Annotated in this window: 15 protein-coding genes; 1 reads left to right on the top strand and 14 read right to left on the bottom strand. The window is 63.7% G+C overall.

The features are described from left to right. Positions 1–5 precede the first annotated feature (5 nt). The 3 genes from R2N11_RS02000 to ubiD all read right to left on the bottom strand — a co-directional run bounded on the left by R2N11_RS02000 (position 6) and on the right by ubiD (position 5,287). Positions 6–2,060, bottom strand: a complete 2,055-nt coding sequence (locus R2N11_RS02000) for an acetoacetate--CoA ligase (protein ID WP_316679931.1) — start codon at positions 2,058–2,060, stop codon at positions 6–8. Positions 2,061–2,142: 82 nt separating this feature from the next. Beyond that, positions 2,143–3,648: an NAD-dependent succinate-semialdehyde dehydrogenase gene (locus tag R2N11_RS01995; RefSeq protein ID WP_199030324.1), complete on the bottom strand. Its 1,506-nt coding sequence runs from the start codon at positions 3,646–3,648 to the stop codon at positions 2,143–2,145. Between the two features lie 127 nt (positions 3,649–3,775). Beyond that, positions 3,776–5,287 (bottom strand): 4-hydroxy-3-polyprenylbenzoate decarboxylase, encoded by a 1,512-nt coding sequence (ubiD, locus tag R2N11_RS01990; RefSeq protein ID WP_316679929.1) that lies wholly within the window; start codon positions 5,285–5,287, stop codon positions 3,776–3,778. Between the two features lie 537 nt (positions 5,288–5,824). Between ubiD and R2N11_RS01985 the strand changes: the two genes are divergently transcribed. Then, positions 5,825–7,006: a transglycosylase SLT domain-containing protein gene (locus R2N11_RS01985; RefSeq protein ID WP_316679928.1), complete on the top strand. Its 1,182-nt coding sequence runs from the start codon at positions 5,825–5,827 to the stop codon at positions 7,004–7,006. Between the two features lie 93 nt (positions 7,007–7,099). On the opposite strand, the gene R2N11_RS01980 is transcribed toward R2N11_RS01985, so the two are convergent. The 11 genes from R2N11_RS01980 to R2N11_RS01930 form a co-directional block, all read right to left on the bottom strand. Then, positions 7,100–8,284, bottom strand: coding sequence for a pyridoxal phosphate-dependent aminotransferase (locus tag R2N11_RS01980; RefSeq protein WP_316679927.1), 1,185 nt, complete (start codon positions 8,282–8,284; stop codon positions 7,100–7,102). 45 nt (positions 8,285–8,329) lie between these two features. Then, entirely contained in the window at positions 8,330–8,797 is a 468-nt protein-coding gene (gene nusB / locus R2N11_RS01975) for a transcription antitermination factor NusB (protein ID WP_039597640.1), read from the bottom strand. A 41-nt stretch (positions 8,798–8,838) separates the two neighbouring features. Further along, positions 8,839–9,333, bottom strand: coding sequence for a 6,7-dimethyl-8-ribityllumazine synthase (ribH, locus tag R2N11_RS01970; RefSeq protein ID WP_199030320.1), 495 nt, complete (start codon positions 9,331–9,333; stop codon positions 8,839–8,841). A 102-nt stretch (positions 9,334–9,435) separates the two neighbouring features. Beyond that, entirely contained in the window at positions 9,436–10,578 is a 1,143-nt protein-coding gene (ribBA, locus tag R2N11_RS01965) for a bifunctional 3,4-dihydroxy-2-butanone-4-phosphate synthase/GTP cyclohydrolase II (RefSeq protein ID WP_199030319.1), read from the bottom strand. A 118-nt stretch (positions 10,579–10,696) separates the two neighbouring features. After that, positions 10,697–11,332, bottom strand: a complete 636-nt coding sequence (locus R2N11_RS01960) for a riboflavin synthase (RefSeq protein ID WP_316679925.1) — start codon at positions 11,330–11,332, stop codon at positions 10,697–10,699. Positions 11,333–11,337: 5 nt separating this feature from the next. Then, complete coding sequence (ribD, locus tag R2N11_RS01955; protein ID WP_316679924.1) at positions 11,338–12,450, bottom strand: bifunctional diaminohydroxyphosphoribosylaminopyrimidine deaminase/5-amino-6-(5-phosphoribosylamino)uracil reductase RibD; 1,113 nt, start codon at positions 12,448–12,450, stop codon at positions 11,338–11,340. Positions 12,451–12,474: 24 nt separating this feature from the next. Then, a complete protein-coding gene (locus tag R2N11_RS01950; RefSeq protein WP_316679923.1) occupies positions 12,475–13,056 on the bottom strand; it encodes a GspH/FimT family pseudopilin in 582 nt (193 codons plus the stop codon). Beyond that, positions 13,044–13,445: a type IV pilin protein gene (locus tag R2N11_RS01945; RefSeq protein WP_233176894.1), complete on the bottom strand. Its 402-nt coding sequence runs from the start codon at positions 13,443–13,445 to the stop codon at positions 13,044–13,046. The genes R2N11_RS01950 and R2N11_RS01945 overlap by 13 nt, the downstream gene beginning before the upstream one ends. After that, complete coding sequence (locus tag R2N11_RS01940) at positions 13,445–14,221, bottom strand: pilus assembly protein (RefSeq protein ID WP_316679922.1); 777 nt, start codon at positions 14,219–14,221, stop codon at positions 13,445–13,447. Before R2N11_RS01940 ends, R2N11_RS01945 begins: the two co-directional genes overlap by 1 nt. 29 nt (positions 14,222–14,250) lie before the next feature. Then, positions 14,251–15,186, bottom strand: coding sequence for a PilW family protein (locus R2N11_RS01935; protein WP_316679921.1), 936 nt, complete (start codon positions 15,184–15,186; stop codon positions 14,251–14,253). A 1-nt stretch (position 15,187) separates the two neighbouring features. Further along, entirely contained in the window at positions 15,188–15,382 is a 195-nt protein-coding gene (locus R2N11_RS01930; RefSeq protein ID WP_316679920.1) for a type II secretion system protein, read from the bottom strand. Between the last annotated feature and the right edge of the window lie 627 nt (positions 15,383–16,009).

Below are 16,009 nucleotides of genomic sequence, written 5' to 3'. Positions count from 1 at the left end.
TTGGTCTAGCTCCGCCAGGATTCCAGCGCTGGTGCGGCTTCTCCTGGGGTGCTGTTTTGTCCGGCCAGCGCGCGGGCGTAGCTCACATACCACGCCAGCACGTCTGGATTGGCCATGGCGTCGGGGTTGGCGATGCGCTCGGGCGGGGCGCCCAGCAGCAGCTTCTTGATCGGCACCTCCATCTTCTTGCCCGACAGGGTGCGCGGCACGCCCGGCGCCTGCACGATGACGTTGGGCACATGCCGCGCCGACAACCCGGCCCGAATGCGGGCGTTGATCGTCGTGCGCAGCGTGTCGTCCAGCACGGCACCCTCGCGCAGAACGACGAACAGCGGCATGAACGACTCGCGCCCGAGGAATTCCAGATCGACGACCAGGCTGTCGAGCACTTCCGGCAGATCCTCTACCACGCGATATAGCTCGGCTGTGCCCATGCGGATGCCGTGGCGGTTGATGGTGGCGTCAGACCGGCCGTAGATGATGGCGCCGCCTCGCGGCGTGATCTTGATCCAGTCGCCATGGCGCCACTGGCCGGGGTACATGTCGAAGTAGCTGTCGCGGTAGCGGCTGCCGTCGGTATCGCCCCAGAAGAACAGCGGCATCGATGGGATGGGCGCGGTGCAGACCAACTCGCCCACGGCGTCGATGAGGGGCTTGCCGGCCTCGTCCAGCGCTTCTACGCGGGAGCCGAGGTTGCGGCATTGCATCTCGCCCGCGTAGACAGGCAGGGTGGCCACGCCACCGACGAAGCAGCCGGCGAAGTCGGTGCCGCCAGAAATCGGGTTGAGCCAGACATCGGCTTTGACGTGGCGGTAGATCCAGTCGTAGGCCTCGGCCGACAGCGGTGAGCCCGTCGAGCCCACCGCGCGCAGCTTCGACAGATCGAAATCCCGCCCAGGCTCGATGCCCGCCTTCAAGCAGTTGGCGAAGAACGCCGCCCCGGCGCCAAAGAACGTCACGCCTGCATCCTGCGCAAAGCGCCACAGCGTGTTGAGATCGGGCGTGCCTGGGTTGCCGTCGTAGATCGCGAGCGTGACGCCGCCCAGCAGGCCACTCGCCTGCGAGTTCCACATGACCCAGCCGGTGCTGCTGTACCAGTGGTAGACGTCGCTGGGGCCGAGGTCCAGATGCAGCGCGCCCATCATCGTCTGCACCAGCAGCAGGCCGCCGTGGCCGTGCACGATGGGCTTGGGCATGCCAGTGGTGCCGGACGAATACAGAATCCACAGCGGGTGATCCGCCGCTACCGGTGTGACGACGAGTGGCACATCGTTGGCGGTGAGGTCGCGCCAGTCCTTGGCTTGCGGGAAGCGCGCGCGGTTGATGTCGCCGAGCAACTGCGGCACGAGCACGAGGTGTTCGACCGTCGGCAGCGCAGCAACCATCTCTGCGACCACGTCGGTGCGGTCGAACGACCGGCCGCCATAGTGGTAGCCATCCACGGCAATCAGCACCTTGGGTTCGATCTGCCGGAAGCGATCGGTCACGGCCACCTGGCCCATGTCGGGCGCGCAGACCGACCAGATTGCCCCGACGCTTGCTGTGGCGAGGAATGCGATGATGGCGTCCGGCGTGTTCGATAGATACGCGGCCACGCGGTCGCCCGGCACCACGCCCATCTTGCGCAGCGCATCGGCCAGCGAGGCGACGCGTTGGCGCAGTTCGCGCCATGACAGGTCCGCCAGTGGCTTGGTTTCGCTGGCGTAGCGGATGGCAGGGCGGTCGGGGCTGCCGCCTTCTTCCACGTGGCGCATGACCTGGTCGACGTAGTTCAGTTTGGCCCCCACCAGCCATTGCGCACCGGGCATGGTGCGCTCGCCCAGCATCTGCGTGAAGGACGTGGAGGCGCGCAGGTCGAGGTAGTCCCAGACCGAGGTCCAGAACGCTTCGAGTTCGGTGGTGGACCAGTCCCAAAGTTGGGCATAGCCCTCGGGCGTGGTAGCCGAGAAGCGCAGGCCGCGCTCGCGTGCGAGCCAGTCGAGGTAGTGGGTCAGGCGCGAACGCGCGATGAAGTCAGCCGATGGCGTCCACAACAGGGCGCCTTCCTGGATGGTGCTCATGTGTCTCCTCCGCCGCTAGGCAAGGGGGAAGGCCGCCTGCTCTATCGATGTGGCAGGTCGGCCGATGGGGTGGGGTTGCGGCTTAGATACCGCCCATGCACAGATACTTGAGTTCGAGATACTCGTCGATACCGTAGACGGAGCCTTCGCGGCCCAGGCCCGATTGCTTGATGCCGCCAAACGGCGCCACCTCATTCGAGATCAACCCCGTGTTGATGCCGACCATGCCGTATTCAAGCTGCTCGGCCACGCGCCAGATGCGGCCGATGTCGCGGCTGAAGAAGTACGAGGCGAGGCCAAACTCGGTGTCGTTGGCCAGGCGCACGACTTCCGCTTCGTCCTGGAACTTGAAGATGGCGGAGACGGGGCCAAAGGTTTCTTCGTGCGCGATCAGCATCTCTGGCGTGGCGTCGGCCAGCACGGTGGGCTCGACAAAGCGCTGCGAGCCGTAGCCCTGCATCAGCTTGCCGCCGGCGGTCAGGCGCGCGCCTTTTTGCGTGGCATCGTTGATATGACGCTGCACCTTTTCCACGGCCTGGTCGTCGATCAGCGGACCTTGCACCACGCCCGCATCAAAGCCATTGCCGACCTTGATGCCGCGCACCTTGGCCGAGAGCTTCTCGACAAACGTGTCGTACACCGAGGCGTGCACGTAGAAGCGGTTCGTACACACGCAGGTCTGGCCTGCGTTGCGGTATTTCGACTGCACCGCGCCCTCCACAGCGGCATCGATGTCGGCGTCGTCAAACACGATGAACGGCGCATGGCCGCCCAGCTCCAGCGCCACCTTCTTCACCGTCGGCGAGCACTGCTCCATCAGGATGCGGCCTACCGGGGTCGACCCCGTGAACGACAGGTGCCGCACGATCGGTGATTCGCACAGGGCGCGGCCAATGGCGATTGAGCGATCGGCGTCGCCCGTCACCACGTTGACCACGCCCTTGGGAATGCCCGCGCGGTGCGCCAGTTCGGCCATCGCCAGTGCGGAAAGCGGCGTCTGCTCGGCCGGCTTGATGACGATCGTGCAGCCTGCAGCCATGGCTGGCGCGACTTTGCGCGTGATCATCGCGAGCGGGAAGTTCCACGGCGTGATGGACGCACACACGCCCACCGGCTGCTTGAGCACGACCATGCGCTTGTCACGCCAGGTGCTCGCCATCACGTCGCCCGAGACGCGCTTGGCCTCTTCGGCAAACCATTCGATGAACGAGGCGCCGTAGATGATTTCGCCCTTGGCCTCGGCCAGCGGCTTGCCTTGCTCGGCGGTCATCAGCGCGGCAAGGTCATCAGCGTTGGCGATGAGGAGGTCGAACCAGCGGCGCATCAGGCCGGCGCGCTCCTTGCCGGTCAACTCGCGCCAAGCCGGCCATGCCGCGTTGGCGGCATCGATGGCGCGCAGTGTTTCGGCGTGACCGAGGTTGGCAACGTCGGCCAGGTGCGCGTTGGTGGCGGGGTCGTGGACAGCGAAGGTCGCGCCGTCCGCTGCGCCCACCCAGGTACCGTCCACGTAGGACTGCGTTTTGATGAGCGTGTGGTCTTTGATGCGTTCCAGCGCGTTGGTGGTGCGGGGGTCGAGTGCTTCGGCCATGGCGTTCTCCATAAGGAAGGCGGACCCAGTAGAAAAAGGGCCCGCCTTTTAGATGCAGCAGTCGCTTAACTTGGTAAGAATAACCGAACGACCGTTCGCTTGCTGACCGGGCTGCCCGCCCTTGTGGTTACTGGAAGAGCGACTCCCACATGGTGTCGACCTTGGCTTTGACTGCGGCATCCATGACGATGGGCTGGCCCCATTCGCGGGTGGTCTCACCGGGCCACTTGTTGGTGGCGTCGATCCCCATTTTGGAGCCCAGACCCGAAATGGGCGAGGCGAAATCGAGGTAGTCGATGGGGGTGTTCTCGACCATCACCGTATCGCGCGCCGGGTCGACGCGGGTGGTGATCGCCCAGATCACTTCCTTCCAGTCGCGCAGGTTCACGTCGTCGTCCACCACCACGATGAACTTCGTATACATGAACTGCCGCAGGAAGCTCCACACGCCAAACATCACGCGCTTGGCGTGGCCGGCGTATTGCTTCTTCATGCTGACCAGCGCCATGCGATAGCTGCAGCCCTCGGGCGGCAGATAGAAATCAGCAATCTCCGGAAACTGCTTCTGCAGCAGCGGCACGAACACTTCATTGAGCGCTACGCCCAGCACGGCCGGCTCATCGGGCGGCTTGCCCGTATACGTAGAGTGATAGATCGGGTCGCGTCGCATGGTGATGCGTTCGACCGTGAACACGGGGAACCAGTCCTGCTCGTTGTAATAGCCGGTGTGATCGCCGAACGGGCCTTCAAGCGCATGCTGGTAACCGCTTGGGTGCGTCGGGTCCGGGTTGATATGGCCCTCGAGCACGATCTCGGCGCCGGCCGGCACCTGTAGTTGTGCCTGCGCGAGCGAGGGGGTGAGGCAGGTCGCCAGCTCGGTCCTGCTGCCGCGCAGCAAGCCGGCGAACTGGTATTCGGACAGCGTATCCGGCACCGGCGTAACCGCGCCAAGGATGGTGGCCGGGTCTGCGCCCAGCGCCACGGCAATCGGGAAAGGCTGGCCTGGATTGGCGATGGCGTGCTCGCGAAAATCCAGCGCGCCGCCCCGGTGCGCCAGCCAGCGCATGATGACCTGGTTGCGGCTGATCACCTGCTGGCGGTAGATGCCCAGGTTCTGCCGCTTCTTGTGCGGCCCGCGCGTGATGACCAGCCCCCATGTGACGAGCGGTGCTGCATCGCCCGGCCAGCACGTCTGCACGGGAATGCGCGACAGGTCCACGTCATCGGCCTCCCATACGATCTCCTGACACGCCGGTGAAGATACCTTGCGCGGCGCCATGTCCCACACGGCCTTGGCCATCGTCCACAGCTTGCCGGCCTCGCGCAGGCCGCGCGGCGGCTCGGGCTCCTTCAATGCAGAGAGCAGGCGGCCCACATCGCGCAGCTCGTCGAGCGACTCGGCACCCATGCCCAGCGCCACGCGGCGCGTGGTGCCAAACAGGTTGGCGAGTACCGGCATGTCGTACTTATGCGCACCGTCCACGGGCTGTTCGAACACAACCGCTGGCCCTTCAGCACGCAGCAGGCGGTCGCAGACTTCGGTCATTTCCAGCCGCGGCGAGACCGGTTGGCGCACCCGGCGCAGCTCACCGGCGCGCTCCAGTTGGGCGAGGAAGTCACGTAAGTCCCTGTATTGCATGGATTTTTGTAACCAAAGGTAAGGGTAAGAAACCTGTCGCGCACATCCCGGAACCGTCAAATGACCAGATGGGCGCGATTTTTTTGGTGTAGGCGGGGTGGCCGCGATTGTACGGCCAAAACTTCGCGGCACCCTGATGACAGAACGAACCGCAGGTCAGCTAGTCCCAACAACGCGGGCTTCATCATAACTTTCAGATATGAAAAACATATTCTTTATGATTGACTTGGCATAACGCGCTTCCTACAATCCAATCCGATCTGGTAATTGTTGCATCGCAACATGTTTTCGGCTATTGCCTTCGCCCTGCTCTCATTCGTCTGAGGGGCGACACCAGAGCACTTCAGCATCGCTGCGGGACGTGACCTCCCCAAGGACACGCCCCGCTTTTGTCTGGGCACACGGGGAGTGCCCCCAACAGATGCCGGCTGACTGCAACAGCGCGGCATCCTTACTAAAAACCGTTGCGATTCGAAACGCACGGCGCCATGCAAAAGAAAGGCGTCTACCGAATCAGCGCAGCGGACGGAGGTAAGTATGAACGGTTGGAAAACCCTTCATTCTTCCGGGCTCGGTTCGGCGCTGCAACGCCGGCTCGTCACCCCGGTCGGCCGCCGCCTCGCGCGTGCTGGTCAAATTGCGCTGCCTCGTAAGCTGCGCATGGAATTGAACGCAGGGGGCGCTGCCGCGTCCCGCAATGCCTTGCATCCTGGCGTCCTGCTGGTGTTCCGCAGCGGGCATGTCGTGCTGAACAGCATCGGCGTGCTGGCGGTGGTGGCCGCGGTCGCGCTCTCGCTCAACGGCGAGTGGCGTGCCATGGTCGCTCAACGCGTGCTGCATTTCACGCCGGGCGCGGACGCCAACGTGGTTTCGGCGACGTCGCCCGCTGGCGTAGAGCCGGTCGCCTTTGCACCGGCCGCACCGTCGGCTGGCATGGGCGCTGCCCAGGCTGTCGCACCTGCTACGGCTGCCCAAGCGGGCGGTACGGTAGCGGCTGCGGGCTGGGATTCGCTGTCCAAGGTACCTTCCGTGGCCGAGCTGGCTGCGCAGATTCCGAACACGCAGGTCGTCCGCGACGCGCGTGAGTCGGCGACCGCCGGTACGCCCCGCGAGCAGGCTGCCGTGGCCGAGTACATCGCCCGCAAGTACCGCGTGGCGGCCACCGCCACCGGTCAGCTGGTGAAGGCGGCCTACCAGACCGGTAAGGAAGTCGGTATCGACCCACTGCTGATTCTGGGTGTGATGGCTATCGAGTCCAGCTTCAACCCGTTTGCCGAAAGCGGCATGGGTGCGCAGGGCCTGATGCAGGTGATGACCAAAGTCCACCAGGATAAATATGAGGTGATGGGCGGTGTGAATGCCGCGCTTAACCCGTACGCCAACATCAAGGTCGGTGCACTGGTGCTGAAGGATTGCATCGCCCGCGGCGGTTCGATCGAAGGCGGCCTGAAGCTGTACGTTGGCGCCGTAACGCAAGGCGACGGTGGCTACGGTAGCAAGGTGCTGGCTGAACGTTCGCGCCTGCGCATGGTGGCGACCGGCCATAAGTCGCCGGTGACGATGGCGTCCGAACGCGAGTCGACCAAGCCGGTCGCGGCAGCCACGCCTGTGGCCCAGGCCGATGCGAAGACGCAGGCTGCAAAGCCGGCCGACAAGCAACAGGTCACCGGTCAGCAGGAAGAGGCACGCTTGGACAACAAGTTGCAGGGCCAAGCCTGATTGGCAGACGCTCCGCCCTCTATATATAGAGGGCAAAAAAAAAGGCCGTCCTTCGGGGCGGCCTTTTCGTTTGGGTGACGCGAAGCCGCTAGCTCAGCGCCCGAATAGCTTGCCAAGTCGGGCGACAGCTTCTTCAAGATGATCCATCGCCGTGGCGTAGGACAGGCGGATGTAGTGGTGCGCCGTGTACGGTCCGAAGTCCAGCCCCGGTACGAGTACGACGCCTGCGTCTTGCAGCATCGATTGTGTGAGGGCATCCGCATCTGCTGCGTGCGGATGGTTCACGCCGCGGCAGTCGGCGTAGACATAGAACGCGCCGTCCGGCTTGACTGGCACCTTGAAACCCAGCGACTCGAGCGCCGGCACGATGAAATCGCGACGACGGCGGAACTCGGCTTTGCGGCTGTCGTAGATCGCCAGCGCTTCAGGTTCAAAGCACGCCAGCGCCGCGTGCTGTGCCACGGCCGACGCACAGATGAACAGGTTCTGCGCGACCTTCTCGAACTCGGGCACCAGCTCGGTGGGTGCCACCAGCCAGCCGAGTCGCCAGCCAGTCATGTTGAAATACTTCGAAAAGCTATTGATCGTGACGACATCGTCGCCGAATGACAGCGCAGAGACCGGTGCCTGGTCATACGACAGGCCCTGGTAGATTTCATCGACGATCGAGAACCCGCCGCGTGCACGCACCACCTGCACGATGCGCTGTAACTCGTCCGGCAGGATCGACGTGCCGGTCGGGTTGGAAGGGGAGGCCAGCAGCACCCCCTGTGTGCGTGCGCCCCAATTGGCTTCGACTTGCTCGGTGGTCAACTGGAAGCGCTGTTCCGGCCCAGACGGAATCAGCTTCGCTACGCCATCGAAGGCGGCGACAAAATGCCGGTTGCACGGGTAGCTCGGGTCGGGCATCAGCACCTCGCCGCCAATTTCCACCAGCACCGCGCACGCCAGCAGCAGCGCTGCCGACGCGCCGGCCGTCACGATGATGCGCTCGGGCGCGATGTCGAGGCCGTAGGTGGTTTGGTAGTAGCGGGCGATGGCTTCGCGTAGCGGGCGGATGCCAAGTGCGCCGGTGTATTGCGTCACACCGCGCCGCATGGCATCGGCTGCGGCCTGCACGACGGGTTCGGCGGCGGTGAAATCCGGCTCGCCAATGCCCATGTGGATGATGCTGCGCCCCGCCAGTTCCAGTTCGCGAGCCTGCTTGGCCAGCTCCATCACGTGAAAGGCGCGGATATTGGCCAGCCGGGCGGCTGTCTGCAGGCGGTGGGCGTCCATCTCGGGGCGAAACTAAAGGGGGATAGCGAACAGCAAACGCCGGATTTACCGGCGGGCGGCAACCTCAACGGCACGGACCTGGGCAGCCAGCTTGTCCAGCACGCCGTTGACGTACTTGTAGCCTTCCACGCCGCCAAAGGTCTTGGTCAGTTCCACAGCCTCGTTGATCACGACCTTGTACGGAATGTCGACGCAGTGCACGAGCTCGTACGCGCCGACCAGCAGGGCCGCGCGCTCAACCGGCGACAGCTCGGCAACCGGGCGGTCGAGGAACGGCGTGAAGCTTTCCGTCAGCGTGGTTTCTTCACGAATCGCGCCATGCAGCAGGGCGTCAAAGTGCGCGCGGTCGGCCTTGTTGAAGCCTTGCGCGTCTTGCAGGTGCGCTTCAACCACACCTGGGTCGTTGCGATTGAGCAGCCATTGGTACAGGCCCTGCAGCGCCAGTTCGCGCGCACGGCGGCGCGCGCTCTTGGCGGGGGCCTTGGTCTTGGCCTGGGAATTGTCTTGCGTCATGGGAAAAGCCTTTGCGTGAATAGCCGCGCTGATTCGCGCATTTATTCGTTTTCGTCGTCTTGGCCGTGATCCTGCAGGCCGTCGAGGTCGCTGGTCAGATTCGCCATTTCAACGGCGGCACGGGCGCAGTCGCGGCCCTTTTCACGGGTGCGGGCGTGGGCTTGTGCGTCGGTGTCGGTGGTCAGGATGCCGTTGGCGATGGCGATGTTGAAGTCCAGGCCGACGCGCGTGATGCCGGCGGCGGATTCGTTGGACACCAGTTCGAAGTGGTACGTCTCGCCGCGGATCACGGCGCCCAGCGCGATCAGCGCGTCGAACTGGCCCGATTCGGCCATCTTCTGCAGTGCCAGCGGGGCTTCCAGTGCGCCCGGCACGGTGACCAGCAGCACGTCTTCGCCGGCCACGCCGAGCTGTTCGAGTTCAGCGACGCAGGCTTCGCGCAGCGCTTCACACACGGGTTCGTTGAAGCGTGCCTGAACGATGCCGATGCGCAGACCTTCGCCGTCGAGATTGGTCGGGTAGAAGCCGTGTTCCATGATGTGTTCCGGTTGGGGTTGCCAGTCAGGCAACGTCAGAAATCGAGAAGAAAGCGAAAAGGAGAAAACCAGCGCGGCAGCCGGAGCTGCCGCAGAAGAGCATCAGTGTGTGGCTGCCGTCGCCGTGTCCGGCAGGGTTTCGGCCGACTCGGCCATCGACTGGTAAGCCGTGACCTCCAGATCGTAGCCGGTCATGCTTGGCAGCTTGAGTGGCGAAGCCAGCACACGCATTTTGCCGACACCCACATCCTTGAGGATCTGCGCGCCAATACCGTAGATGCGCGGATCGGGTTTGGTGCGCGGGCGTTCATGCGGGGTGTCCAGTGCGGTGAACTGGGTGAACAGGCGGTCCGGCGAATCGCCGCAATTAAGTAGCACCACAACACCGGTCGGAGCGGCCTGCACGGCACGCAGGGCGGCCGGCACACTCCACGAGTGCGTGGTGCGCTGGCATTCGAGCAGGTCCAGCACCGACAGCGGTTCGTGCACGCGCACCAGCGTCTCGGTGCCCGGCGTCGGTTCGCCCTTGACCAGCGCCAGATGGGCATGGCCGGCGGCGCGGTCGCGGAATGCCACGGCGCGGAAGGTGCCGAACTGGGTTTCCATGGCACGTTCACCCACGCGCTCGACAATGCTTTCGGTGCGGCTGCGGTATTGGATCAGGTCGGCAATTGTGCCGATCTTCAGGCCGTGCTTCTTGGCGAACTCCACCAGATCCGGCAGGCGCGCCATGGTGCCGTCGTCGTTCAGAATCTCGCAGATCACACCAGCCGGTGTCAGGCCGGCCATCGCGGTCAGGTCGCAACCGGCTTCGGTATGGCCGGCGCGCATCAGCACGCCACCCTTGCGGGCGCGCAGCGGGAAGATATGGCCCGGATTCACCAGATCTGCCGGCTTGGCGTTCTTGGCTGCAGCCACCTGGATGGTGCGTGCGCGGTCTGCAGCGGAAATGCCGGTGGTCACCCCTTCGGCCGCCTCAATAGAGACGGTGAAGTTGGTGCCGAATTGCGTGCCGTTGCGGCTCGCCATCATCGGCAGGTCGAGTTGGTCGCAGTGTTCTTCGGTCAGCGTCAGGCACACCAGGCCGCGCGCGTGCGTGACCATGAAGTTGATGGCTTCCGGTGTGACGTAATCGGCCGCCAGAATCAGGTCGCCTTCGTTCTCACGGTCTTCTTCGTCGACCAGAATGACCATCCGGCCGGCGCGGATTTCGGCAATGATTTCTTCGACTGTGGCGATCGACATGGCGTAGCAGGGGGAGCGCGCCGCCGGTCACCCCCGTTTGGTGACCCTGCGACTGCGTAAATGAGAAGCCCGCTATTGTACGCCAAGGTGGCCGAGGCCGATCCTCGGCCCTCGGGGCTCAAACAGTGGCGGGCTGGGCGAGTGTGGTGTGGCTCAGCATGCGCTCGACATAGCGGGCGATCAGGTCGATTTCCAGGTTGACCTGGCTGCCGGCCTTCAAGTGCTTGAGCGTGGTCACGGCCAGGGTGTGCGGGATCAGGTTGATCGAGAATTCGCAGCCGTCGGCATCGTCGCGCACGCTGTTGACCGTGAGCGACACGCCGTTGACCACCACCGAGCCCTTGTACGCCAGATACTTGCCCAACGCCGGCGCGGCGCGCACGCGCAACTCATGCGATTCGTTCACAGGCGCGAAATGCGTGACGGTGCCCAGGCCGTCGACGTGGCCCGACACCAGGTGCCCGCCGATATGGTCGGCCAGGCGCAGGGCCTTCTCCAGATTCACTTCGCCCGGGTGCTCCAGGCCGACGGTCTTCGATAGCGATTCACGAGAGACATCCACGTCGAACTGCGTGTCGGTTTTGGCCACGACTGTCATGCATGCACCCTGGATGGCGATCGAATCGCCCAGCGCGACGTCTGCCAGCGGCAGGCCGCCCGAGTTGATGGACAGGCGTACGCCCGCGTCTGCGTTGGTGCCAAGCGGCGTGACGGTTTCAATGCGGCCAACTGCGGCGACGATTCCGGTAAACATAGTGATCAGTCTGTCGGGTTGCGGCGCGCCAGGATGCGGAGATCGCCCCCGATGCGCGAGATATCGTGAAAGAAGAATTCGGCCGCGCCTTCCAGCGTCTGCAGCGGCCCCATATTGAACATGCCCTGGCCCGAGCCGAGCACCTTGGGCGCCAGATAGACGAGGATCTCGTCGACCAGCCCTTCGCGCAGCAAGGAGCCGTTGAGCTTGAAGCCGGCCTCGACGTGCAGTTCGTTGATCTCGCGGCGGCCAAGCTCGCGCAGCATGGCGGGCAGGTCTACCTTGCCGGTTGCGCTGGGCAGCAGGACGACTTCTGCGCCGCGCTCGGCCAGGGCGCGCATGCGGCCGGCTTCCGGTTGCGCGGCAAAGATCAGCGTCGGCTCGTGGTGGCCGTCGGCGGTAAGGATGTGCGCGTCGAGTGGTACATCCAGCGCTGAGTCGACCAATATGCGGCGTGGCTGGCGTGGCGTGGTCACGGCGCGCACGGTCAGGCGCGGGTTGTCTTCACGCACCGTGCCGATGCCGGTAAGGATGGCGCAGGCGCGCGCGCGCCAGCGATGGCCGTCGTTACGCGCTTCGGTTTCGGTAATCCATTGGCTGATGCCATTGTCGAGCGCGGTGCGGCCATCCAACGACGCGCCCACCTTCACGCGCACCCACGGGGTGCCGCGCGTCATGCGCGAAACAAAACCGATGTTCAGTTCGCGCCCCTCGCGCTCCAGCAGGCCGCAGCGCACGTCGACGCCGGCATCGCGCAGCTTCTGCAGGCCACGTCCGGAAACGGCGGGGTTGGGATCTTCCATGGCCGCCACCACGCGGGTGATGCCGGCCTCGACCAGACGGTCTGCGCAGGGAGGCGTGCGGCCAAAGTGGCTGCACGGCTCCAGCGTCACATAGGCCGTTGCACCGCGCACATCCTGACCGCGCGATTGGGCATCCTTGATGGCTTGGATTTCGGCGTGGTCCTGGCCGGCGGGCTGCGTATAGCCTTCGCCGATGACAGTGTCACCGTGCACGAGCACGCAGCCTACGCGTGGGTTCGGTGTCGTGGTGAAGAGCCCCTTCTCGGCCAGCGCCAGGGCGCGCTGCATCATGGCGTGGTCGAAATCGGAAAACATGGGCAGAGAAACGAGGCGTGTGGGTTAGGAGTCTTCAGCGGCGGCGCTGGTACTGCACGTTTTAGTGTCCTGGGCTGGGTCGCATATGCGGGCGCGGCCGGCAGCGTTGATACGGACAAGCCGTACATGCATTCCAGATCGGATGGTTAGTGTGCCGTAGAGCTGGCTGCCGTTGCGCTGTCGTGAGTATCCCACAGGTGAATAAGAGAGGGTGTCGACATCTCGTTGCGACGCCGTGAACGTGAACTCGACTGCCGGCACCATGGGTGGCGACACATGAATCAGCACATCGTCGGCGCCCGGTTCAAGCGGTGTCGCTGGGGTTTGCGGTGATGACGTCATATACAACGCCCATCCCGATGGCCAGCCTTGCGCTGCATTGATCGGGCCAAGATGAACCCAAACACGCTGATTGCGCGACAGGGTCTGCGCCAGCGAAACGGTGCTTGCAAAACGGTCTGCTAGGACAACGACAGTTTCGCGTTGCCACCAGTTCAGTCCGGCGGGCACGGCGAATACCGCAAGAAGTGATATGGCACTCAAAACGACAACCAGCTCGACCAGCGTAAATCCAGCGTGCGAACGAAAAGATTTCATGGCCAGCATGCCGGTGATGCCGATTGGCGTGCATTGCCGAGTTGCGTAAACCGCTCGCCGGTACTGCGCAGGATGAGTGCACCGCAGGGGGTGGCAGGGTCCAAGGGTTGCGCAATCACTTCTATGCAATGTGCTGGGGTGCGACCTTCACACAGGCTGGCGCGCAGATGGTAGCCAGGGGCGTGCTCGGAGAGATCGGCGGGTGCGGAATTTTTGCCTGTGTATGCATGCAGACGTTCCAATTCCGTCATGGCCGCGATCAATGCTGCGCGCGCTGAGGTTCTTTGTGCGCGCTCGCGATGGCTTGACCATGTTTGCACGGCCATGCTGGCTAGCAAAACAGCAATGGCCATTGCTGTCATCAGTTCGACGAGCGTGAACGCGGCTTGACGACGCATCAACGCGTGCCTTCTGTAATCAACTCAAGCCAGCTCAGGCGACCCAGCTTAAGGGTTTGTGTCTGGGTTTCGGCAACCTGCTGCTGATCGCCGCTGGTTGTCCAGCGCGTGGTCTGGATGGTCTGCGTCACCGTGTGGTTGGGGCGGCTGACTGGCCGTGCGGGTTCGATGGTGATTTGGGGCGTTGACGTCTGGCCCGACACTCGTGGGCGAAAGACCGTTTGTAGTACGACATAGACGGCAGGGTCTGCACCAAAACCCACGGCTGTGATGCGGTACAACCAAGGAGGCGATGCCTCCCCGGTTTGTGCGATTTGGCCAGACCACCGATCTGGAATGGGCTCGATAACATAGCGCGCGGCGCGAGCGGATGCGCGCTCACTGCCTGGGGTGGGGGCGGGCAAACCGATCGGCACGCCGAGGGAAGTCGTATCCAGCAGTCCCGCCAGTTCCCAGAGCGATTGGTCGGGTCGCGGGCGGCACAACCCGAGCGTAATACCGCTACCGCAAGCTCCAATCACAAACCCCGGTAGCGTGACCGGATTGAGGGCGACGATGCGGTCTTGTGGCAATGCAACGGCGCATTCCGATGGGGTTGGCGTGTCGGTGGCCACAGACAGTTCACACTCTGCAGCGCCCAGCGCTTGTTCTGCGGCCTGTTGGGCCAGGGCATGGTCGACGATAAGGGAGGTGCGTTGCCGCTGATCCAGCACGATGTGGAACGTCGCCATGGTCAGCAGCCCGAGCAGCGCCGCTGCGGCCACGACGATCGTCATCGTGAACCCGTGCGCCCTGGCGTTGCCATTCAACATACGTCGACTTCGCAGGCGAGCGGATTGCGCAGGCGGACCGTTGCCGTGAAGAGGGCGCGGCGGCGTTGTGGCTGGGTTGGGGTAAAGCCCAGATCCTGTGCGTTGGCGCCTTCCGGCTGACGCAGGCGGGGGAACAGCGTCAGCGTCGGTACGGATTTGCCGGTGGAGGCGGGGTCGATGTAGTCACCACGTACGACCAGCGCGATATGCACGGCTTGCACACGGCGCCACTGGTCGGGGGGGATTGCCCGGGCGGAGAGTGTCGTGATGGTTGAGCCGTCTGCGGTGCCGACTGAATACAGGAGCTGCATCGTTTCAACGCCGCGAACCATGCCGTTGGATGTCCAGGCGTTGGTCAAGGGCTGACCAGATTGGTGTCTGCGCGAACGACACATCAACTGCGGCTCGCCATCAGACGCCTTGGAGAGGTATAGCAGCATGTATCCGGGACGCAGATCGGCGTCGCCTCCCTGGACTTGCTCGGTCACGCCATAGCCGGAGCAGTCGGAGATACTGTTGTCAGCGCGTTGAGGGGAAGTAGTTGGCACGTTGCGGCCGGCAAAACGCACCAGCACCGCGTCGCTGCTGCGGATGCCACCGGAGCCACACTCAAGGTTTTCCGCCTCGCGCGGAGTGCAACTGTCCGCGCCCTGGATGGATGGTGGCGCCTTGGCGTCAGGCCATTGGCGTATCCCCCGCGTCGCAGGCGTATCGGTTACCCAGCCAGCTTGTTGCAGCGCCGTCGTCAGCAGTTCCAGTGCCTGCGTGCCGCGATCTTCGATCAGGGCTTCGTCGGTGATGCGCTGATAGCGCGCGCGAGCAAGGAGTGTGAGCTGGAGCGCGACGCCAAGCACGATTAGCGCAACAAACATGCCGACCAGCAATTCGATCAGCGTTGTACCGCGCGTGGCGTAGGACAACCGACGCATGTCACCGTAAGTCCGCGGCTTCGATTTGGGTGTTGTGTTGGCGGACTTGAGCCGATAGTTGGCGCAGGCTTTGGCCGGTCGTTTCCATGCGCTCCAGCGCGGCAAGAGTGCCTGCGGCGCAGAGCGACAGCAGCGCGAGCGCGATGAGGGATTCGATCAGGATGGCGCCGTGTTGGCGGTCGAAGCGGGGAGACATGAGTCGGCAGAGCACTTGGCGGAGCCGCTCAAGTTAGTGTGAATTTGGCCGTATGAATGTCATATCTGGTCAATACCCTCCCTTGTGGTCTGGCAAGGGTGTCTGCGCATAGGGCACCCGTGTTTGCGTTTCATTGTCAATCGTTGGATTTTCGTCAAAGCCGGCTCGCTCGAACCTTGCCATCGAGGAGGGGGTTGTTGACACTTTTTGACTAATTCCCCACTATTCCGGGGGGTGCATCTGCCGGCGCTTTTTGGCTGGCAGATCGTCGTGTTCAACGGGGGTTGAGCGCGGCCCAACAAAAGAACTCGAGAAGTTCAGAAATCAGCAGCACGAGCGACAGCACTGGCGCCGTGACTGCCGCATAACAAATGTCGGGGGTAAATATGCACAACGGGATTTCGCCCATTTGGCGACGCGGGTCTTCAGTCGGTCAACTGTTGCACTGACATGGCGGCTGCGGTCCGCAAACACCCTACCGCGCACCAGTTTCAATCGTCACGCAAGTGCTGGCTCTTGGGCCAGTCGTATAAGCATGACGATGGTGTCGGCGTTCGTGCCGACAACATGTTGCCTCACAGCCAAAGTCATACAGATATGTCGCATCCGAATGGGCTAAGCGGTGTG

This window comes from Ralstonia flaminis (genome assembly GCF_958415495.1).
Classification (GTDB): Bacteria; Pseudomonadota; Gammaproteobacteria; order Burkholderiales; family Burkholderiaceae; genus Ralstonia; species Ralstonia flaminis.
Note: the sequence above shows the minus strand (reverse complement) of the source record. Positions and strands in the feature narration are given on the sequence as shown.